Raw genomic sequence first — 20,312 nt, 5'->3', positions numbered from 1 at the left:
TCGTCCTGTGAGCCTTCGAATACGTAAAACAAGTACTTCAATAATAAAAAAGTAGCGGGTAACCGCGTGTTTCTTTCACTGCTTGAGTTTTATCCGATCACTTATCCATAGCCAGATCCTGAAATTCAAGGAGCACTCCATGAGTAACGTTCCGTCCCTTTCTACCCCCGGCCGCCTGAAGAATCTGGTGTTTGGCCTGTACTTCTTCGCGCTGTTGATGATGGCGCTGTTTCCGCCGTTTTACCTCAAAGTCAGCGGCAGCAGCGTGCTGGTGCTCGGCATTCCGCTGCCGATCTTCTACTGGATTCTGATCGCGGTGCTCATGGGGCTGGGCCTGTGGATGCTCTACGTGGTCGAGTCGCTGCTGGGTGAAATTCCACAAGAGGGGGACGGGCAATGATCAGTACGACTACGGTTTCGGATCTTTACATCACCTTCGGCCTCATCGGTGTATTTCTGGCGGGCATGATTGCGGTGCTGTACGCGACGAACCGCAAGAGCGAGAGCTTTTCCGATTACGCCGTGGGTGGCCGCTCTTACGGGCCGTGGTGCATCGCCATGTGCTACACCAACTCCTGGTGGCCGGGCGCAACGTTCACAGCGTTTTTCGCCTTGTCGGTCGGTGGCGCGCTGGGCTTTTACGGCATGGTCTACGCCACGCTGGGCGTGACTGCGATGTACCTGATGGCCAACCGTGCCTGGACCTGGGGCAAGCGCTTCAACCTGACCACCCAACCGGATTTGCTGGGGATGCGCTTCAACAGTCCCGTGGTCAAACGCATTGCGTCGATCATCGGCATCATCTCGGTATTCCCCTGGGTGGTGATGGGGATTCAGGCCCTGGCGACGCTTTTTCAGTTCGCCAGCTTCGGCCGCTGGGGCGTGACCACCTGCCTGTTGGTCGGGGTGGTGGTGATCCTGATTCGTCAGTACTGGACGGTGAGCATGGGCATGCGCGGCCTGATCATGACCGACATGTATCAAGGTTTGATCGCCTACGTACTGTGCGCTGCGCTGTGCATCTTTCTGCTGTTCGGTGCGCAGGCGTCGTTCAGCAACCTGTCGCAGTTGCCCGCCAGCATGCTGTTGATTCCTGGCGGAGCAGGCAGTACCTATGGGCCGATGTACATGTTCAGCCTGATCTTTACCGGCGTGATCGGCTCGATGTGCTGGCCGATGAGTTTTCAGCGTATCTACACCGCCAGCGGCGTGCGCTCGGTGAAGAAGGGCACGCTGCTGACCATCCTGCTGGTAGGCGGCTTCTACGGGATTCTGATGCTCTTCGCCGCGGCGATCAGCCAGGACCCGAGCGTTGCGGCTCATCCGCAACATGGCTGGTTCCTGTCCCTGTTCGACATCGGCGGGCCATGGCTGCTCGGCGTGGCAATCATGATCGTACTGGCAGCCAGTATCGGTCATGTCGACGGCTGCGTGCAGGTGTGTGGTACGCAGTTTGCCAATGACCTGGCGACCTGGAGCAAGCCGCGCAGTGATCGCGAGAAGACCATTCTCGCCAAGGTCGGCATGGTGGTGTTCATTGCGGCGGCCTCATTGCTGGCCTACCTGACCTTCGACTATGCCCGCCTGCAATTGCTGGCGCAGATTTCCTATCAGGGCATCATCCAGTTGGCCGTGCCGCTGTTTTTCGGCGTGTTCAGTCGTCATGGCAACAAGCAGGGCGCGATTGCCGGCATGCTGGTGGGGATCGTGATCGCCATCGTGCTGACCACGATCTACCCGGATGACATTCCGGCACTGGGCTCGTTGACCAGTGGCATCGTCGGTCTGATTTTCAATGCGGGCATCTTCGTTGCCTGTGCCGTTGCCATCAAACCGAGTGCGGATGAAGTCAGACGCGTCGATGAGTTGTTCGCCATGGCGGCGCCAGCTCGGCGTGGCGTGGGTCCGGTTGTGGCGATGAGCTGACGCTGCCTGTGGCTCAGCGCGCATTGATAAAGTCGATGAAAGCCCTCAGCGGCGAGGGCAGGTAGCGGCGCCCCGGGTCGTACAGATACGGCCTGGTAAAGCGCTGCCACCAAGGCTCGAACAGGAGGCTGCTTAATCAGAGCCTGCCTTCCTCGCGCAACAGTGCGCCAATGCGTTCTATCTCCAGCTCGCCCTGAATCAGCGCGGCTTTGCTGGTGTGTACCGAGTAGTAGCCTGTGACCAGGTCGTGCGGGTGCTTGACTGCCGATCCCAGCACGAAGTGGGCATCACCCTTGGCGACGATGTCGATGGGGCGATCCGATTCCTCGAAAATCACCAGCTCACCCGCGCCGATCGGGCCGCCTGCGTCCAGCTGTCCGGTGTGGACTGCCAGCCAGCCCACGCTATGGCCAGCGGGTGGTGTATAGCGCCAGTGCTCGCCATCCTTGAGCTGTACTGCCAGATAATTCATGCCTTCCGGTGCCGGCAGGCTGCTTTTTGCGCTGCCATAGCGTCCCAGAAGCACGTTTGCCGGGCCTTGTTGCGCAACCTGCGCTGCCGACAGGTATGCGCTTTGTGCCGGGCCATTTTCCTGCGCGGCGGGCAGTGCGACCCATAGCTGAAAGCCCCTGACTGCCGAACCGCTGATTGGCTGAGCGTCATGCCAGACGCCATTGCCGGCGCTCATCCATTCCACACCGCCGCTGGGCAGTACTCCGGATTTGCCGGTGGTGTCTTCATAGGTGAGCTCGCCTTCGATCATGTAGGTCAGCGTCGCGATACCCGAATGCGGGTGCATGCCGAATCCTGTTTTCCCCGGCTCGGACGTGAAGCCGATTCGATCCAGAAACACGAAAGGCTTCAACAATTGACCCAGATCGCCCGGGCTCACCAGTCGGGTGATCGGCCCTCGGGTTTTGCCGGTAGTGCGATGGGTAATGGCGCGTGGCCGAATACTGGCGATGCTGTTCATGGCGTTCTCCTCTGGGCCTTGATGCCTGAGCGCCAAGAATAAGCGTCAATGGATTGCTTGATTAGCCGGTATAGTTGGCTTGGACTGATCCATAAATTGAAGGAATCCAGGCGTGGTGTTCGATCTCAATGACGTTGCCCTGTTTGTGCAGGTGGTGCGCAGCGGCAGTTTTGCCCAGGCAGCAAGGCACTTGGGCATGCCTTCCAATACGATCAGCCGCAGGGTTCAGCAACTGGAAATGCAGCTGGACACTCGCCTGTTGCAGCGATCGACGCGCAAGCTGGTGCTCACTCAGGCTGGAGAGGATTTCTACGGCCGCTGCGTCGGTGCGGTCGACGGAGTGATGGAGGCCGCAGAACAGCTTGCTTCAGGGCGTGATGAGCCGGGTGGTCTGGTACGTATCGCAGCGATGGCTGATTTCTTCGACTTTTTCTCGATGGACTGGGTGGCCGATTTTCTTGCCCGCTACCCGCGCGTTCAACTGGAGTTCGTGCTCAGTGATGATCACGCCGACCTGATCGCTGACCGGCTGGACATCGCCTTTCGGGGCGGCCCATTGCAGGACTCGGGATACGTTGGGCGGCAATTGATCGATGAAAGCCATGACACGATGGTCGCCAGTCCGACTTATATTGCCGCTTACGGCATGCCTGATTCCCTGCAGAGCCTGCACAGCCATTATTGTGTCAGCGCAGCGCATCGCGGTGGCGTCACAGCCTGGCGGTTGCTCGGGCCGGACGCGAAGATGCATGAGGTGCACATTGCCAGCCGGTTCAATGCCAACACCGCGCAGGCGTTGCGCAAGGCGACCCTTGCCGGGCTCGGTATCGCGTTGTTGCCAGCGACGCTGATCCGCTCGGATCTGCGGGATGGCCGACTGGTGCCGGTACTGGCGCAGTACCAGCGCACCAGCCATGGTTTGCATGTGCTTTACCCCAGTCGGCAACATCTGCCGCCAGCGGTGTCGGCATTTATTGCGTTGGTGATGGAGAAACTAAGGGACAAGGCGTTTGCGGCGCAATGAGCAGCCTTGGCGGCACGCGATACTTGCGCGTTACTTGATTCGTGACGTCATATAGATCAGCCGAACGGTGGCGACGGTGATCGCTTCGGCGTCGTTCTTGATGTTTTCCAGCTGATTGCTGTCCACATTGCCAACGCCTGGATTCGATTCGATCAGGCGGGTGAACAGGTAAAGGTTCTGGGTCACGTCGTGCAGGTTGCCGTGCAAGCGTTCGACGACGCGGTTGAGCGGGGCGCAGCTGGGGCTGTCCGACGTTATGACAGTGGGGACGTTATGCGTAGCGCTGAGGCCGGTGACCACATAGGCCACATCAACGCCGGCATTCGAAATGCTGGACAGATAATCCGCACGGGGAGAGCGGACGCCGTTCTCGTAATTGCCCTGAGCGTTGGTTTCCACGCCACCTATCGCGCCCAGTGCGCTTTGCGAAAGCTTGAGGCGCAAACGTTCCTTTTTCAGCCGTGGTCCGATCCCTGTCATCCGTTTGTCCTCGATAAACTGTGCATCGCTACAGCCAGGGTTAACAAGCGTTTCCGGCATCGACTGATCAGACATCCCGGCAAAGGCGAGAGGTTGCGTGTTCGGTCCGATCAGGTACTAACGTGCCAGACAGGCGGCAGAGTGTACGTAGGAATCAGTCAGGGTGATACATTTTTGTACGGAATTGAACGCTTCTGAGCTGCGACGTCCAGGCGGCTGGCAGAAGGGTTTCAGGCCGAATGCAGCGAAATCGGGAGGCCTTGTGCGCAGGCCTCCCGAGAGGTTTACAGGCAGCGAGAACCAGGCTGTGCGGTCCAGCGCGCTGCCGTGGTGGCGATCTTGTCCGCCAGTTGGGCAACCGCTTTCTGGTGAGCAATGATGAGATTTTCCATGCCTTCACCGGCCTGCTCGCGGATCACGCTGCTGCAGGTCAGGCTCTGCCGTTTGCTGCCCGCCGTGGCACCGGCGTCGCGAAGGCCGAGTGTCCACACCACATCAATGAGTGCGTAGTTGCCGGGCATCGACTCGAAGCGCCTGACGTCCGTACGGATCGACAGCGTTGGCTGATCGCTGTTCTTTGGCAAACCGGCCATGTCGCGGCTGCCGAAACGGCGCTCCAGCTGCGGGGTCAGCGCGTCATGAAACTCGTCGCCCAGCGGTGATCCCCAGCGTTCAGTGTCCAGAATGGCCAGGCTGCCGTTACCCTGACGAACCACCAGCGGCGGCTGGTCGACCTGCACCGGCATGATGACCGGCAGCATCTCGAACTGGAACGGCATGGGTTTGCTGGTGGCAGCGCTCGTCGCGCCCATTGGCGCGATCAGCGTGTAGTAGTGGGTCTGTGTCGATGTGCAGGCACCCAGGCCCAGTGCTGCGGCAAGTACCACCAGTTTCAGGCGCAAGGTCATTGTTTTGGCTCCGGATCAATGGCTCGGGACGAGGACGGGGCGTTGAACGAGCGTGGGGCAGCATCGCCCGTGCGGCCGCGAATCAACGACTCAGGATGGCGGCTGAGGAAGTCGGTCAGGACCCGCACCGAACGCGCGGTACGTTGCACTTCATCCATGGCCTGGCCCAGTTGCTGACGCGCCGGTGAATCTTCGGCGAACGAGTCGTTGGCAGTGCCCAGGGTTTTCTCGGCCTGCTGCAAGGTGCCACGCATCTGCGGCAACACGCTGCTGTTGACCTGCTTGAGGGTTTTCTGCAACTCGCTGAGGGTGCCGTTGAGGTTGCCGGCCAGTTGGTCGATCGGCAAGTTGCTGAGCTTCTCGACGAATGCCTGCAGTTGCTCCTGCAGCTTGTCGAAGCTGCCCGGCACGGTAGGGATCTCCAGCGGTCGGGCCTTGGCGTTGAACGCGACCTTCGGCGCCTTCGGATCGAACTCCATGGCGATGTACAACTGGCCGGTCAGCAGGTTGCCGTTACGGACCTGGGCACGAAGACCATTGGCCACGAAGGCGCCCAATACCCGGGCAGACTGTTCTTCTTCATCACCCGAGCCGCCGAGTTCCTTGAGCTTGGACTCGGCCGCCCCCAGGCGCTTGGGATAAATCACCGCGCCAACGATGCCGGGGAAGGTCTTGGTGGCCGGGTCATAATCCAGATCGACCGATACCACCTTGCCGATATTGACCCCGAGGAAGTCTACCGCGGCATTGACCGTAAGACCGCGCAGCGATTGATTGAAGCGCATGCGGATGTAGCGTGGCTCGCCATCGGGAGGTGCCATCGCCGTGGTCTGGTCATCGAATATCTTGAATTCTGCGTTCTCGTCCGCCGGCTTCGAGTCCGGGCTCCAGTTGGGCTCGCGAAAGGCGATGCCCCCGGAAATGATCGAGGTCAGGGACTGTGTATTGACCTTGACCCCTGATGCGCCGACGGTGATGTCCACACCGCTGGCGTTCCAGAAGCGTGTGTCAGTGGTGATGTACTGATCGTTCGGTGCGTTGATGAAAATCTGGATATCGACGCCGCGGCCGTCCTTGGACAGATCGTAAGCTACCACCTGACCGACCTGAATGCGTCGGAAGTAGATCGGTGAACCGATGTCCAGCGAGCCCAGATCGTCAGTGTGCAGGGTGAAGCGCTTGCCTTTTTCGCCAAAGGTCACTGGAGGCGGGGTTTCCAGGCCGGTGAAGCTGGTCTTGGTTTCCTCTGCGCTGCCGGCGTCGGCGCCGATGAAAGCACCCGAAAGCAGTGTGTCTACACCCGAAACACCGTGTGCGCCGATGCGTGGGCGCACCACCCAGAACTGGCTGTCGACCCGTGTGAACGGAGTAGCACTGGTGTTCAGCTCGATGTTGGCCAGCACATGCGTGCGGTCTTCACTGAGGCTGATATCCGTGACCATGCCGATGACCACGTTCTTGTATTTGACCTGGGTCTTGTTGGCTTCCAGGCCTTCGGCTGTCAGGAAGCTGACAGTGATTCTGGGGCCGATGTTCATCCAGTCATGGAAGGCCATGGATATGCCAATGATCGCAGCAACGATCGGTACCAGCCAGATCAACGAGACACGCAGGCGACGACGTTTGACTTCAGGGCGTGGCACTGAAGCAGGCGGGGGGAGGGTACTATCAGACATCTTCAACCTCTGCGTCCCAGATAAGCCGGGGATCGAAACTCATGGCGGCGAACATCGTCATCACCACTACCAAGCCAAAAAACAGAATACCGAGTCGCGGCTCGATGGTGCTGAGCTCACGAAACTGAACAAGAGACGCTACAAGGGCTACAACCAGCACATCGAGCATCGACCAGTAACCGATCAGTTCGATGAAACGGTACAGACGCGCGCGCTCGCGCATTGCCCAGGTGCTGCGACGCTGGCAGGTAATCAGCAGCATGCCGAGCACCAGAAACTTGATGCACGGCACCAGAACACTGGCGACGAAGATCAGGATGGCGATGTCCCAGGAGCCGCTTTCGAAAAACTCGATGACGCCGCTCATGATCGTGCTTTCGCTGCGGTTGCCCAGCAGGTTGGTGTACATCACCGGCAGTACGTTGGCCGGGATATAGAAAATCAGCGCAGCAATCAGATACGCCCAGGTGCGGCTGATGCTGTTGGGCTTGCGCCTGTGCACCGGCGAATCACAGCGCGGACAGCGCGTAGCGTCCTCCTGGCAGGCATAGCCACAGGTGTGGCACAGGCAGAGCTTGTGTTCATGGGCGAAGGGGATGCCGTTCATTGCGGCTGCACTCCCAGTTCATCCCACAACCGGCGGATATCCTTGTTGGCGATCAGCAGGATCAGCACCATCAGCATTGCCATGGCCCAAAGGCCGACGCCGGGGTGTACGTCAAGCATCCCGGACAGTTTGATGATCGCCACCAGAATGCCGAGCATGCACACTTCGAGCATGCTCCATGGGCGCAAATGCTCAAGCGCACGCATACAGGTTCTGAAGCCGGGCGCAACGATGCCCTTGTGTGCATGTACCAGCACCCAGAACAGCAGGACGATTTGCAGCAGCGGCGCAAAAATGATCGACAGCCCGGCCACCAGTGCAATGATCGTGATTCGTCCTTGAGCAAGGGCTTCAACCGACTGCCAGAGCGTGACCTCGTTGGACAGGCCCTTCATGTTGATGCTGATGACCGGGAACAGATTGGCGAACAGGAAAAGCATGGCTGCGGCGATGGTCAACGCCAATAGCTGTTCTATGGTCACCCGATGGCCACGACCGAGCAGCGCTTCGCAGCGAAGGCAGAATGCCGCCTCGCCGGGTTGCAGAGGGTGAGCTTCGTAGAGCGAGTCGCAATGCTCGCAGATGATCAGGCCGGAAGAGTGTTCGATAGGATGCACAGTGCTCATCGACGCCATTGATGCAGAGGTAAGGAGGTAAGAACGCGCAGCACGAAAAGATACCTCGTTAATGGCAGTGTGAAGCGTTTTTTTTTGTACGGTCAGCGCTAGCGGGCTGGTACAAATCATTGACCGTCAGGGTGTCGGGTGGTTCACATGTCACTGCGCCATTATTCCATGCGCGGAGAATAGTGGCGAATCCGGTAGCAGCGATGCCCTCCATCTGTCGACGAAAGGGCATCGCTGCAGCCAGAGTCCTTTGACAAACGCCTGTCTCAGAGCTTGCCGGGTTTGACGCGCTGCTTGAGAAAGCCGAGCAACTGGCGGGCGGATGCAGGCACGTTGTGTTCGTCGAACGTCAGGCAGATTGCCCTGGCGTCATCCTCGATGGTGATTTCGTACTGATTCAGGTCCCGCGCTTCGTCATTAAAAGCACTGCTGGACTGGTTCAGGCCGCTGTCGCTCACCAGCCGCTGCAACTGCTCGGCTTCGGGCTGCTCAAGGGTCGCTGTATCGACTTCACAGCGTTTGACTGCACCTGCAAAACCGCCGGATTGCACTAGACAGACCTTCATTTCAAGCACCTTTTTGATGGTTATGCCTTGGCTGACCTTGGCTATACCTTGACGCCGACCTCTTTCCAGGCCGCTTGTACGGCTTTTTTGGCTTTGGGGCCGAAGCGCGGGTCGGAGGCGATTTTTATGCTGGCCTTGGCACAATCGACGAATTGACTGTCCGACGCCAGCTTCAGCATCGTTTCATACCAGATTCTGCCCGCCACTTCCCAGGCATTTCCGCCCAGCGCCTTGGCCACCAGTACGAATGCCCGGTTGGGAATGCCCGAGTTGATGTGTACACCGCCGCGATCCTTGGCCCCGGTGTACAGGTCGGCCATTGTCGCGGGTTGCGGATCATCACCCAGATCCGGATCGTTGGAATACGCCGTGCCGGGTTTTTCCATATCGCGAATGCCTCGTCGCGTCGGGGCAGGCACCAGTAGCTCCTTGCCCACCACCCAGTCCGACTCGGCGGCGCTGGTGCCTTGTTTCCACTGGCGCACCAGCATGCCGAATACGTCGGCAAAGTGCTCGTTCAAGGCCCCGGATTGCCCGCGGTAGTCAAGGTTCGACGTGAAACTCTGCACGCCGTGGGTCAGCTCATGACCGATCACTTCAAGGCTGCCAGTAAAGCGCTTGAAGACCAGGTCATCTCCATCGCCGTAAGCCATCTGGCTGCCATTCCAATAGGCATTGCTCAGCGGTACATGATCACCGTTGAAATCCACCTCGGCGACGTGCACCGTCGAGACCAGCGACATGCCACTGTCGTCCAGTGAGTTGCGTTCGAACAGTTGCGCATAGAAGTCATAGACGTCACCTGAGCCATCGTAGGCTTCATCCGTCGCCTTGTCGCCCGTGGCTGCCTGGCCTTCCTTGCGCACCACGGCGCCGGGGAGATTGTCAGTGCCCTTGGCATCATGAATCACGCGGTGCTTTCGTCCGTCAGGCGATTTGATCGCGTGCATGGAGGGCATGGTTCGGGCGGTCAGGCGGGAGGCGAGGAACGCCGAACTGCTCGTCAGGTTGGCAATGGCCCGGGCGCTGACCAGGGTCTTGGGGGACTGCGCCATACGCTCGAGCATGTAAGGCGGAATGAAGCAATGCAGGGGATTTCGGTCGTCGCACATGATGAACTCCTGTACTAATGCACCGATGGCGGCAAGCCACCGATCAACATGGTCGCACTCGTGTGACACCTCCCGTGGCGTTTATATGCAACGAAATATCCGATTACATGATCAGTGGTTACCGCCAAACCTGACTGAAGTGGCAATAGCCCCGTATTGCGGGGACTTCAAGTCATTCCAGGGCCCATGCGACACCTCGACACAGGCGATCAACGGGCCGCGCGGCAATGTTAGACTCGCGCCACTTCAGACGAGGAGCAGACCTACGTGCGCAAGACGGTAATGATGATAGCGGTACTGGCTCTGGCCGGATGCGATGGAGGCGGGCCCGCCAGGGATAAAGTCCAGGGTGCGGCAGCGACCGCTCCGGTCTCTACGCCACAGTGGTTCATTCAGATGAACTCGCGGGAGGCGGTCAGCGATTCCAGCGCCTGGTTACTCGAGCGCAGTTATGCCCCGATCATCGTGGACGTGGACGGCAAACAGCAGGTATTGATAGGGCCTTATGAAAGCCAGGCCAAGGCTGAGGAAGAGCGCGTGGCGTTACAGGCGAAGGTGACCAAGTCGCACCGTTTTGCCGAGCCTTCGGTGGTACAGCACACCCGATAGGGCGTTCGCCGGGTTTAGATCTGCTTCATCACACTTCAGTGCATCGGCATCGCGGGTCAGCAACTGGCCCGCGATGCCGTTCATCAGTCGATCAACGACGACCCAGCAGCAGGCCAACTACCAGGCCAAAGCCCGCAGAAATAGCCACGGTCTGCCATGGGTGACCACCGATGTAGGTTTCGGTTGCTTCGACAACCGGCTTGGTGCGCTCGCGGACGCTGGCCATCGAGTCCAGTGCCTGCTTGAGTTTGACACTCAACTGCGCGCGCAATGTCTCTGCTTCTTCACCCACCAGAGCAGCACTTTCCTTGAGCAGTTTGTCGGATTCTTCGATCAGTGCCTGCAGGTCACTGAATGCCTGATCCTTGATTTGATCGGCAGCTTGTTGAGCAGGGGTCTTACGAGCCATGGGTGTATTCCTTTCAAGTGGTGGCAACAGTGTTCAATGGAGTCTCGCGTATCCTTAAAAGTTGCAATTGCTTGAATGACCCGACGCAAGACTCTGCAAGCAATGCCCCTTACGGGTGTAAGATGCAGCCGTTTTTAGCCGTAGGTGACTGTGATGAGTTTCAATCTGGCCAATCGGCCGCTCCCTGAGCGTACCGCTCTCGAAGACGAAAAATCCCGTCTGTTCGAACTGTGGCAGAGCAATCTGGGCAAGGCCAAGGGCGAGGCGGCACGCTTGATGGGCGAGCGCGCCAAGCGCAAGGGCAAGTGGTCTGAATGGGTTCGGTCCGAGCTGGACACCATGAGTCCGCCGGAATACGCCAACATGGTTCGCAGTGAAGTGAATCGTCTGATGGCGGCGAGCAGATAGCAGCACAACCCGACAGCGCCCGACAATCCGCGTCGATCATTCTTCACGCTTCAGCGTGAGGGTGTCCTGGTGAGGGGTCTTGCCTTCCTGACCCGTCAGGCCTTTTGAGAACATTGATGGCCCAAGCCAGTGCAAGATTTACCCAGGGCAGCGTAGCGCGCCATATCGTCGTTACCGCCAGTGCCAGTGCCTTGAGCCTGTTCGCCGTCTTTCTGGTCGACATTCTCACGCTGGTCTACGTATCGATGCTGCATGACCCCGTGCTTCTGGCGGCTGTCGGCATTGCCAAGGTCTTGATGTTTTTCAACGGTGCGCTGGCAACCGGCCTGATTATCGCCGGGGCCTCGGTGCTTGCCGCACGCATCGGCCATCGGGCAGCCAGATCGATACCCAGGCTCACCGCCAGCCTGATGCTCATGGTGATCATGGTCAGCGGTCTGGCCGCCGCCGCGCAATTGACGTTTATCGTGCCGATCATGCGATGGCTGGGTGCCGAGGCGGCCACTTACGAGGCAGCGCGCAGTTTTATCTGGCTGACTTTGCCTTTTACCGCGTTGCAGGCGGTGATGCAGATGTCGGCGCAAATGCTCAGAACCATTGGTGACAACCGTAGGGCCATGGGCGTCGTGCTGTCCGCTGCCGCCACACTGGCAGTGGCGGACCCGTTTTTCATCTTTGGGTTCGGCCTGGGGCTCGACGGTGCTGGTATCGCGTTTGCCGTGTCTGCAGCAGTTTCCGCGTCCATCGGTCTGTATTGGGTGCGCAGCCGAATAGGCATGGTGTTCACGCGTCATCTGAAACTGTCGCGCCTGCACGCGCGGCATACCTTCAGGCTGGCGCTCCCGGCGATGGCGGCAAATCTGGCGACGCCAGTCGGTTTGGCTTATCTTGTCGCCTCGCTTTCGGTATTCGGCACCTCGGCTCTGGCCGCGATGACCGTGCTGGATCGAGTCATACAGTTTTCGTACTGCGCTTTTTTTGCCTTGCCTGGCGCGCTGGCTCCGGTGCTGGGTCAGAACATTGGTGCGGGCCGCGATGATCGCGTGCGTTCCGCGGTCACTTTTACCCGGCGACTGGTGGTCTGCTATGGGCTGGCGGTGTGGCTGGTGCTGCTGCTTTGTGGAGGCATGATTGCCGACCTCTACCAGTTGGGAGATGAAGCCCGCGCCGTGTTCATGGCCTTTTGTTTGTGGGGCGGCGGTCTCTGGGTTTTGATTGGTCTGGATTTTGTCGCCATCGCGGTATTCATCACCATGAACAGGTCGTGGTGGGTCGCGGTGTTTGCCTGGCTCAGGGCAACGGCGGGTACAGTGCCGTTCGTCTTCGCCGGGACCCACTGGTTCGGCAGCAGCGGCGCCTTGCCCGGCATGTTTACCGGCAATGCGCTCATCGCGCTGATCTCCATCACCACGGCGTCGCTGGCGGCGAAACGGTTTTTTACCAGCAGGGCCCCGGTCATGAGCATCGGGGCACATTGAATCAACGCGTTATCAGGTTTTTATGGTCATCGAAGAATCAGGGAATGAATCCGCAGAAACGGCTCCACCCAAGCGTCGCCGCGCACCCAAGGGAGACATGCGCCGAAAGGCCTTGCTGGACGCCGCTACTGTTGTTTTTGCCAGAGACGGCTATTCGAGTGCGTCGATGCGCGAGGTTGCACTGCTTGCCGGTATCACCACGGTCGGATTGCTTCACCATTTCCCCAACAAGGAAGCATTACTCGCGGCCTTGCTGGAGCGCAGGGACCAGCGGGTCACGTCGCGCTTTCAGGATCTGGTCACCGAGCCGACGCTCGAAGGGTTTCTGAAGTTTCTCAAGCTGAGCATGAGTTTCAGCATCGAGAATGCCGAGGAGTGTCAGGCAGCGTTGCTGATGAATACCGAGAGCCTGTCGAAGGCGCACCCGGCCTGGGCCTGGCACCTTGAACGATTCCAACTGACCCACGAACACGCATGCGGGCATTTGCAGGGGTTGATAGAGGCGGGGGAAGTGCGCAGCGATATCAATGTCAAAGCCCTGGCCCAGGAGATCTTCTCGGTCATGGACGGCTTGCAGATTCAGTGGCTGCGAAGCCCTCAGGACGTGGATGTCATGGCGGTTTTCGATATCTACGTGCAGCGATTGGGAAGGGATATCAAGGCTCATCCATGAGCCTTGAAGGGGGCATCAGTAGGTCTGTGCCGCGCTGACCTGGACTGCCTTGCGCAGTGGCAATGGCAGCGGGTTGCTGTCACGCGTGGTCAGTTTTTCCGGGTACAGGGTGATCAGCGTCCTGTTGAGTGTGAGGTTATCCGAGTCCGCACCGACGAGGATCTTGAACTTCCCGGCATCGACGTTCCAGCTTGCAGTCTTGTCGACGTAGTAAGCCAGGGAGCGCGAGTCTATCGGTACGCTGACGGTCTTGCTCTCGCCCGGCTGCAGGTACACCTTGGTGAAGCCCTTGAGCTCTTTCTCCGGACGGTCCACAGCAGGTTTGACCGGTTGCACATACAACTGCGCCACCTCGAAGCCTGCCTTGTCGCCGGTGTTGGTCACCGTGAATTTCACGTCGATCGTCGAGCCTGGCGTCAGCACGTTGGTCGACAGTTTCAGGTCGCTGTAGCTGAACGTGGTGTAGGACAGGCCATAACCGAACGGATAAAGCGGCTTGGCGTGTTTCTTGTCATACCCGCGATAACCCATGTACAGGCCTTCGCTGTAGGTCATCTCGGTCAGCGGGTTGCTGCCGCGATAGGCTGCCGGATCCGGATAGGAGGCATAGCTCGGGTTATCCTCGATCTTTTTGTCGATCGTGACCGGCAACTTGCCCGACGGGTTGACCTTGCCGTAGAGAATCTCGGCCAGTGCCTGACCGCCTTGCTGACCCGAGAACCAAGCTTGCAGCGTGGCGCCGACCTTGTTCGCCCATGGCTGCATGTTGGCCACGCCACCGCCGTGCATGACGACGATGGTGTTGGGGTTGGCCTTGGCGACGAAGCTGATCAGTTCAGCCTGTTGGTCCGGCAGATCGAAGCCATGGTCGGAACCTTCACCTTCGTTTTCAGACGTAGTCCCGGTCGCAACCACCACCGCATCGTATTTCGACAGGTCCTTTGGCGGACGCAACGCAGCCCAGCTCATCTGCACGCCTGTCAGGCCGCCCAGTACCGGAATGAAATTGCCTTGCACGCGCTGGTATTCCAGTTTCACGGTGTAGGTCTTGCCGGCCGACAATGCTGCAGTTTTCCCCGACGTTGTCAGCGCATTCACCACATCGCCCGAGTAAGGCACACCGTCGCTCTGCACGATGAGCTCATCGTTGACCCAGAGTTTGTATGGGCCGTCCGCACGCACCTTGAACGCCTGGGCGCCCGAGATGGTGGGCTTGATGGTGGTGGTGAAACGTGCCGAGAAGGCGCCGGGTGTCGGGCTGAAGCCAGACACCGCAGTGCTGCCTGTGTTGGTCACGTTGCTGCCGGTGGTCCAGTTCAGGTTCACGCCGGGTTCGACACGCGTCAGCACCGGGTCACCGGAAAAGCTCGTGTTGGAGAAGTATTCGGCTTTTACCCCGGCGTTGCTGATCCCGTTATCGCCGGTTGCTGGCTGATACCACACCGAGCTCGCCGGATTCAGGCTCATCTCTGACAGATACGTGACATCGCTGCTGCTGGATGCCAGTTGCTGCAAACCGCTCAGCTCGGTCACGTAGCTGTTGGGCGGGGAATTGGCGGTGCCGAAAGGCGACGCCGGTACGTCGTGCGCCCAGTTGCCGATCACGGCGATTTTTGCCGAACGGTCCAGCGGCAGCAGTGGTTTGCCGGCAGCGGTGTTCTCGTTGCGCAGCAACACGATGGATTCGCGCGCGGTATTCAGCGCGGCACGCATGCCGTATTCCGGATGCTCGAGAGTCTTGGCGGTGTTGAGGTTGTTCTGGAGGTCGTAGCTGACGATGCCGCGCAGGTTGCGTTTGACCTTGTCGTCGATCACGTTCTGGGTCAGTTGCCCGCTCCACAGGTAGGGCAGGAGTTTGGCTTCGGTAAACTGCAGGCCGGAGGGCATGTCGATGTCCGTACCAGCCCATGCGCCCTTGAAGGCATCATGAATGGCGTTGAAGTCACTGATGACCATGCCCTGATAGCCCCATTCGCCCTTGAGCACTTCGGTGATCAGGTGATGGTTTTCACAGGCGTAGTCGCCGTTGACCTTGTTGAAGCCACACATGATCGAGGCGACATTGGCGTTCTTCACCATCGACTCGAAGCCTGGCAGGTACAGTTCGCGCAGGGTGCGCTCATCGACCTTGACGTCGACCGCCTGACGATTGGCTTCCTGTTCGTTGGCCAGGTAGTGCTTGCCGCTGGCCTGGATACCCTGAGCCTGGATGCCGTTGACGATAGCGGGTGCCAGCACGGCGCCGAGGAACGGGTCTTCACCGCTGACGTATTCTGCCGAGCGGCCGTTGTAGGGTGTCCGGTACAGGTTCACGCCTGGCGAGAGCATCTGCTGACCGCCGGAAATGCGCGTTTCATAAGCGATGGCCAGACCGAACTCCTTGGCCCGGTTGATGCTCCAGGTCGCTGCCAGCGCAGACTGCGAAGGGTATTGCGCGCCGAACGTGGCGTTGTTGACGTGTACCCCCATGGACGAGTCATACGCCACGGTGCCCTTGATGCCCCACTTGAGCAGGGACGGGATCATGTGGCCGTCGTCGACGCGGGTGAAGTTGATCTTTTCCGACTGGTTCATGTTGTCGAGAATCGAGCTGACGCGCGCTTCGACTTCGTTGCCGGTCGCCGGGGTCACGGCGGCGAGTGCCAGGTTGGCCTGCATGACGCTGAACGTCAGCAGACTCAGGCCCAGGGTCTGTTTGAAAGCTGACAAGGCAAGTGTCCTTCCGGTCGATGTGATCGGTTGATTGAGGTTGTTCATGGTCGTTGTGCCTGGGCAGGGGCGTCGTCGGTGTCCACCGGCGTTTCGAGCAGGGACGACGAACTCTGTTGTTGAGCCGGTTTGATCTTGTCGGCGCCTGATAACTGGTCGCGCTTGGCTTCCACCTGCGTCCGGATCTGTTGATCGGACCCGGTGGCAGGTGTGCTGGAAGTTGAGTCCGCGGCGAAAGTTAAGGCACTTTGCGCGCACAGAAGTACTGCACTGAAAACAGACAGCATTGATCTAGTCATCGATTGAATCTCGATTGATGGTTTGCAGGATAAAAACGGACGGCTGTTGCAATCGCCTATTGCTCGGCTGAACACTCAGTCCAGCGAGAGCGAAAAAAGTTCACCGGTCGCTAAAGTATGAGTAATGAAGATTTTAATAAATGATGTCATGTGGCTATCATCTGATTTTTCCAGATAAAGGCAGAGAATTTAAGCGCGTTTTTAAGCATAAATTAGATAAAATGGCTATTTTAAAGCTATAAAAATCCAAAATAACGGAGAAAAATAGGGATTTATTGTTTTTTGATAAACCTAATTGTCGTTAGGTTTAGAGGGCTGGTAAGCTTTGCATCCTCGCGGTTCGTGCGCGCTTTAAAAAGCCTGGTACGAGAGATAAAAGTATCGGGATGCGCCAGTTATTTAATTAACCTGTAAAGGAATTGTTCAGGGCTTACCGTGCGCGACTGATAATCGGCGTCATTAATTTTATTCGTGGCCATTTAAAAAAATGGACGTGCAAGTGTGCATTGTCGATTGACCGAAGCTGTGTGTCGACGCAGAAAAACGACAGGCATATTCAGTCGGTCGCGCGTCAGGTTTCATTAAGTTAAAGGCAACAGTGGTGAGTGACGAAAAACAACGGCTGGACCTTGCAGTGCTGCACATCGTCAGTCGCCTGTGCTTCAGCAAACCGCAAAAACTGACATTCGGTCAGATCTACAGGGAGCTGGTGCGCGCGTATTCAAGCGCTCCGGCAATCCACGTCTGTGTGGCAACCGTCGACACGCTGGTCGGGGAAGGGCTGCTGATCTCGACAAGAGTCCTGGAGCCCGATCAATCATTTCCCTATACCCAGCACATCATCAGCGGTCTGACCGAGATCGGCGCGGCCTCGCTGAGAGGCTGCGAAGACGCGTTGGCCGAGCAGCGGGAGGTTACTCGCTGTGTGGCAGCGAGAGATAATACTGGCCCAGTTCGGTCAGCTTGCCCTCAGCGTCCAGCAAGCTGGAAAAGTGCGGGTCAGGGTTCATCCGGCCCGTGAACCAGGCGTATCTGAACACGTCCTGGCGCTGCTCGAGAGTGGCGACCATTTCCGCCATCTGCTGCTTCTGCTTGTCGACTGAATCAATCTGCGCACCGTCATCCAGGGCGTGCCAATTGGCGAACTCGGTGACCCAGAAGGGTTTTCCGTACTTCGACAGCCGATCGAGCATTCCCGGCAAGCCATAGTCGTACCAGTGAAAAGCCAGGTAATCGATGCGCGGGTCCCGATTCTGATTCATCGATCGATAGGCTGTGTAAAAGGCATCGAGCCACACCACCGGGTCGCCGTAGCCCGGCATGGTTCCCCAGTTCATCGCTGGCCCCACCAGTTTTACGCCGGTCTGGGCGGCGATCTGTTCCAGCCTCGGCCAGAAGCTGGCTGCCGCTTCGGGCGTCATGTTGGCCTGGTCGAGCAGATTCGGCTCATTGATCACCAGCAAATAGCGGATGGCTGAATGAGCCAGCAGGTATTGCTTCAACTGCCCGTCGTCAACGTTGCTGTTCCATACCATCGGGATGAAATCCACGCCGTACATCGACGCATAATCGTACGACGCCAGACGGTCATGGGGTCTGGGGCTCCAGTTGTACCACCAGCTCACGCCCGAAGATAACGCACTCAGGTCGGCGGGCAGGGCGATGTCGTAGGCAATGCCGCGCTTGGCGCTTTTTTCTGCAGCCCATGTCGGTGCCATGCACAGGCTGAGCATCAGCGTCACAAGGGCCAGAAAGGTCGGGGAAAAACGTGCTGACGGGTTCTGCGGAGTCATTGGCAAATCTTCCTTGAGGGTGGGGAGGCGCAGGGCATGCGCTGCAGTCAGCGAGCAGAAAGCATGCCACCTGTATCGTCCCGTTTACCCTGCCAGAACCCGGACAGGCATTGCCACCCATAATCACTTGTTACCAGGGATCTCCCTCGGCCTGGCGCAGATCCAGCGTGCCGCTGTCACTGAAGCGCATCGTGCCGAACAGGCCGCCAGCCAGTTTGCCGCGAAGCGTATAGGGCAGATTGTCCAGACGCTGGCTCTGACTGAGCCCCAGTGCCTGGCGCAAGGCAGCGAATGCCGACACGCTGACCGGCACCACCAGCACCGCCTCGGAGAAGCGTCCTACAGTGCCTTTCTGGTTGCTGACCCCGGAGGCCAATAGTCTGTCGTTCACGTCGAGGTCCAGCGCGACGCCGTTGTAGTTGATCTCGGTTTCGTTTGGGTTCTGCACCCGCAACGTGACCGCCATGCGCAGTTCCAGACCCTGGCCGGGGATGGGTTCGATACCCACGACGCTGATCGTCAGCGGGTCTCGATGGGGAATCAGCGCACAGGCGCTCAAGCCGAGGATAAGCAGCCCGGAGAGCAGGGCGCGGATCAGGCGTAGCGACATTCGTGTGCTCCAGCGTCAGGTTCAGTGATCTTCAGACCTCGCCAGTGGTGAGAGATTCGTCGCGTCGGGCACGATGCCGGGATAGCGGCTAATCTGCCTGCCTCAACCATTGCGTCTGCAAGGCAGCAGGTTGATGATTCCCGCGTACCTATAGAAAACCGTACCTATAAAAACAAGACTGGAGATAGCCATGTCCATCGAAAGGACACCCCCTCATCAAGACCCCGTGGTCATTGTCAGTGCCCTGCGCACGCCCATGGGTGGTTTTCAGGGCGACCTGCAGAGCCTCAGCGCCACCGCGCTGGGATCTATCGCCATCCGTGCCGCTGTAGAACGCGCAGGCATCGAGCCTGCAGACGTGGAGCACGTGCTGTTTGGTTGTGTATTGCCGGCAGGCCTCGGCCAGGCACCCGCTCGACAGGCGGCGCTGGGTGCCGGGCTGAGCCATGCGACGCTGTGCAGCACGGTCAACAAAATGTGCGGTTCCGGCATGCAGGCCGCAATCATGGCCCATGACCTGTTGCTGGCAGACAGTACTGCGGTGGTGGTGGCTGGCGGCATGGAGAGCATGTCCAATGCGCCTTACCTGTTGGACCGCGCGCGCAGCGGTTATCGCATGGGGCATGGCAAAGTGCTCGATCACATGTTTCTCGACGGCCTTGAGGATGCCTATGAGCCAGGTCGGCTGATGGGCACCTTCGCTGAGGACTGCGCGCGGCTCAACGGTTTCACTCGCGAGGCGCAGGATGCCTTTGCGCTGGCGTCACTGGCTCGCGCGCAACAGGCCATTGCCGGAGGCCATTTCGACGCCGAGATCGTGCCGGTACAGGTCACCGTAGGCAAAGAATCGAAGCAAATCACCCACGACGAGCAGCCGCCCAAGGCGCGTCCGGACAAGGTTCCCACGCTCAAACCCGCGTTTCGCGAGGGCGGCACGGTCACCGCAGCCAACTCCAGCTCTATCTCCGATGGCGCGGCAGCGCTGCTGTTGATGCGCCAGTCCGAGGCTCGGCGGCGTGGCCTGCGGCCTCTGGCGGTGTTTCATGCGCACGCGGCGTTTGCCGATCAGCCGGGCCTGTTTCCAACGGCGCCGATAGGGGCCATTCAGCGCCTTTTGGGTAAGACAGGCTGGAGCCTGGATAACGTGGATCTGTTCGAGATCAATGAGGCGTTCGCCGTCGTGCCGCTGGTGGCGATGCGCGAGCTGGGGCTTGAGCACGAAAAGGTCAACGTCAATGGCGGTGCCTGCGCGCTGGGCCATCCGATCGGTGCCTCGGGTGCGCGTATCATCGTGACGCTGCTGGCAGCGTTGCAGCGTCGACAGCTCAAGCGCGGCATTGCGGCGATCTGCATCGGCGGCGGCGAGGCTACTGCAATCGCTGTCGAGATTTTGAATTAGCCTTATTAATCAAGAACTTGATCTAAG

Annotated in this window: 21 protein-coding genes and 2 pseudogenes; 9 read left to right on the top strand and 14 right to left on the bottom strand. The window is 59.0% G+C overall.

Annotated features, from left to right (window positions below):
• The first annotated feature begins 139 nt into the window (after nt 1-139).
• On the top strand, nt 140-400 hold the full coding sequence (locus PI739_RS20750; protein ID WP_003364607.1) for a hypothetical protein: 261 nt from the start codon (nt 140-142) through the stop codon (nt 398-400).
• The gene (locus tag PI739_RS20745; RefSeq protein WP_271352160.1) at nt 397-1,926 is read left to right on the top strand and encodes a sodium:solute symporter family protein; all 1,530 of its coding nucleotides are present in this window, start codon (nt 397-399) and stop codon (nt 1,924-1,926) included. Before PI739_RS20750 ends, PI739_RS20745 begins: the two co-directional genes overlap by 4 nt.
• A gap of 13 nt (nt 1,927-1,939) precedes the next feature.
• Here the strand turns inward: PI739_RS20745 and PI739_RS20740 are convergent.
• Nucleotides 1,940-2,050, bottom strand: a pseudogene (locus tag PI739_RS20740) (LysR family transcriptional regulator); the annotation flags it as partial.
• 12 nt (nt 2,051-2,062) lie between these two features.
• Nucleotides 2,063-2,899, bottom strand: coding sequence for a pirin family protein (locus PI739_RS20735; protein ID WP_003364601.1), 837 nt, complete (start codon nt 2,897-2,899; stop codon nt 2,063-2,065).
• Between the two features lie 112 nt (nt 2,900-3,011).
• Here PI739_RS20735 and PI739_RS20730 point away from each other — a divergent pair, with 112 nt between their 5' ends.
• Nucleotides 3,012-3,923, top strand: coding sequence for a LysR family transcriptional regulator (locus PI739_RS20730; RefSeq protein ID WP_122267329.1), 912 nt, complete (start codon nt 3,012-3,014; stop codon nt 3,921-3,923).
• Nucleotides 3,924-3,953: 30 nt separating this feature from the next.
• On the opposite strand, the gene PI739_RS20725 is transcribed toward PI739_RS20730, so the two are convergent.
• The 7 genes from PI739_RS20725 to PI739_RS20695 form a co-directional block, all read right to left on the bottom strand.
• Nucleotides 3,954-4,403: a helix-turn-helix domain-containing protein gene (locus PI739_RS20725; RefSeq protein ID WP_054081032.1), complete on the bottom strand. Its 450-nt coding sequence runs from the start codon at nt 4,401-4,403 to the stop codon at nt 3,954-3,956.
• A 284-nt stretch (nt 4,404-4,687) separates the two neighbouring features.
• The gene (locus tag PI739_RS20720) at nt 4,688-5,311 is read right to left on the bottom strand and encodes a PqiC family protein (RefSeq protein ID WP_044309353.1); all 624 of its coding nucleotides are present in this window, start codon (nt 5,309-5,311) and stop codon (nt 4,688-4,690) included.
• Nucleotides 5,308-6,987, bottom strand: a complete 1,680-nt coding sequence (locus PI739_RS20715; protein ID WP_003364592.1) for a PqiB family protein — start codon at nt 6,985-6,987, stop codon at nt 5,308-5,310. The genes PI739_RS20720 and PI739_RS20715 overlap by 4 nt, the downstream gene beginning before the upstream one ends.
• Nucleotides 6,980-7,594, bottom strand: coding sequence for a paraquat-inducible protein A (locus tag PI739_RS20710; RefSeq protein WP_003364588.1), 615 nt, complete (start codon nt 7,592-7,594; stop codon nt 6,980-6,982). The genes PI739_RS20715 and PI739_RS20710 overlap by 8 nt, the downstream gene beginning before the upstream one ends.
• A complete protein-coding gene (locus tag PI739_RS20705) occupies nt 7,591-8,220 on the bottom strand; it encodes a paraquat-inducible protein A (protein ID WP_044309352.1) in 630 nt (209 codons plus the stop codon). Before PI739_RS20705 ends, PI739_RS20710 begins: the two co-directional genes overlap by 4 nt.
• A gap of 266 nt (nt 8,221-8,486) precedes the next feature.
• Complete coding sequence (locus PI739_RS20700) at nt 8,487-8,786, bottom strand: protealysin inhibitor emfourin (protein WP_003364583.1); 300 nt, start codon at nt 8,784-8,786, stop codon at nt 8,487-8,489.
• Nucleotides 8,787-8,827: 41 nt separating this feature from the next.
• On the bottom strand, nt 8,828-9,898 hold the full coding sequence (locus tag PI739_RS20695) for a M4 family metallopeptidase (protein WP_004413842.1): 1,071 nt from the start codon (nt 9,896-9,898) through the stop codon (nt 8,828-8,830).
• 267 nt (nt 9,899-10,165) lie between these two features.
• Here PI739_RS20695 and PI739_RS20690 point away from each other — a divergent pair, with 267 nt between their 5' ends.
• Nucleotides 10,166-10,507 (top strand): hypothetical protein, encoded by a 342-nt coding sequence (locus PI739_RS20690; protein WP_003364578.1) that lies wholly within the window; start codon nt 10,166-10,168, stop codon nt 10,505-10,507.
• A gap of 91 nt (nt 10,508-10,598) precedes the next feature.
• Here PI739_RS20690 and PI739_RS20685 read toward each other — a convergent pair whose 3' ends face one another.
• Nucleotides 10,599-10,916 carry an ElaB/YgaM/YqjD family protein gene (locus PI739_RS20685; protein ID WP_003364576.1) on the bottom strand — a complete coding sequence of 106 codons (318 nt, stop codon included), beginning with the start codon at nt 10,914-10,916 and terminating at the stop codon, nt 10,599-10,601.
• A gap of 153 nt (nt 10,917-11,069) precedes the next feature.
• Between PI739_RS20685 and PI739_RS20680 the strand changes: the two genes are divergently transcribed.
• The 3 genes from PI739_RS20680 (at nt 11,070) to PI739_RS20670 (ending at nt 13,475) form a co-directional block, all read left to right on the top strand.
• On the top strand, nt 11,070-11,324 hold the full coding sequence (locus PI739_RS20680; RefSeq protein ID WP_003315380.1) for a hypothetical protein: 255 nt from the start codon (nt 11,070-11,072) through the stop codon (nt 11,322-11,324).
• Between the two features lie 116 nt (nt 11,325-11,440).
• Complete coding sequence (locus PI739_RS20675; RefSeq protein ID WP_271352159.1) at nt 11,441-12,802, top strand: MATE family efflux transporter; 1,362 nt, start codon at nt 11,441-11,443, stop codon at nt 12,800-12,802.
• Between the two features lie 22 nt (nt 12,803-12,824).
• On the top strand, nt 12,825-13,475 hold the full coding sequence (locus PI739_RS20670; protein ID WP_271352158.1) for a TetR/AcrR family transcriptional regulator: 651 nt from the start codon (nt 12,825-12,827) through the stop codon (nt 13,473-13,475).
• Between the two features lie 15 nt (nt 13,476-13,490).
• Here the strand turns inward: PI739_RS20670 and PI739_RS20665 are convergent, their stop codons facing one another.
• Nucleotides 13,491-16,232, bottom strand: coding sequence for a glycoside hydrolase family 3 protein (locus tag PI739_RS20665; protein WP_271352157.1), 2,742 nt, complete (start codon nt 16,230-16,232; stop codon nt 13,491-13,493).
• Nucleotides 16,229-16,471 carry a hypothetical protein gene (locus PI739_RS20660; RefSeq protein ID WP_044309348.1) on the bottom strand — a complete coding sequence of 81 codons (243 nt, stop codon included), beginning with the start codon at nt 16,469-16,471 and terminating at the stop codon, nt 16,229-16,231. Before PI739_RS20660 ends, PI739_RS20665 begins: the two co-directional genes overlap by 4 nt.
• A 592-nt stretch (nt 16,472-17,063) precedes the next feature.
• Here PI739_RS20660 and PI739_RS24760 point away from each other — a divergent pair.
• Nucleotides 17,064-17,360: pseudogene (locus tag PI739_RS24760) on the top strand (hypothetical protein); the annotation flags it as partial.
• 37 nt (nt 17,361-17,397) lie between these two features.
• Here PI739_RS24760 and PI739_RS20655 read toward each other — a convergent pair.
• Both PI739_RS20655 and PI739_RS20650 read right to left on the bottom strand, forming a co-directional pair.
• On the bottom strand, nt 17,398-18,276 hold the full coding sequence (locus PI739_RS20655) for a glycoside hydrolase family protein (protein ID WP_271352156.1): 879 nt from the start codon (nt 18,274-18,276) through the stop codon (nt 17,398-17,400).
• Between the two features lie 130 nt (nt 18,277-18,406).
• A complete protein-coding gene (locus tag PI739_RS20650) occupies nt 18,407-18,886 on the bottom strand; it encodes an LEA/WHy family protein (RefSeq protein WP_003411342.1) in 480 nt (159 codons plus the stop codon).
• 190 nt (nt 18,887-19,076) lie between these two features.
• Here PI739_RS20650 and PI739_RS20645 point away from each other — a divergent pair, with 190 nt between their 5' ends.
• Nucleotides 19,077-20,285 carry an acetyl-CoA C-acyltransferase gene (locus tag PI739_RS20645; RefSeq protein WP_096121473.1) on the top strand — a complete coding sequence of 403 codons (1,209 nt, stop codon included), beginning with the start codon at nt 19,077-19,079 and terminating at the stop codon, nt 20,283-20,285.
• Nucleotides 20,286-20,312: the final 27 nt, after the last annotated feature.

Source organism: Pseudomonas cerasi (assembly GCF_027983475.1).
Lineage (GTDB): Bacteria > Pseudomonadota > Gammaproteobacteria > Pseudomonadales > Pseudomonadaceae > Aquipseudomonas > Aquipseudomonas cerasi.
Note: the sequence above shows the minus strand (reverse complement) of the source record. Positions and strands in the feature narration are given on the sequence as shown.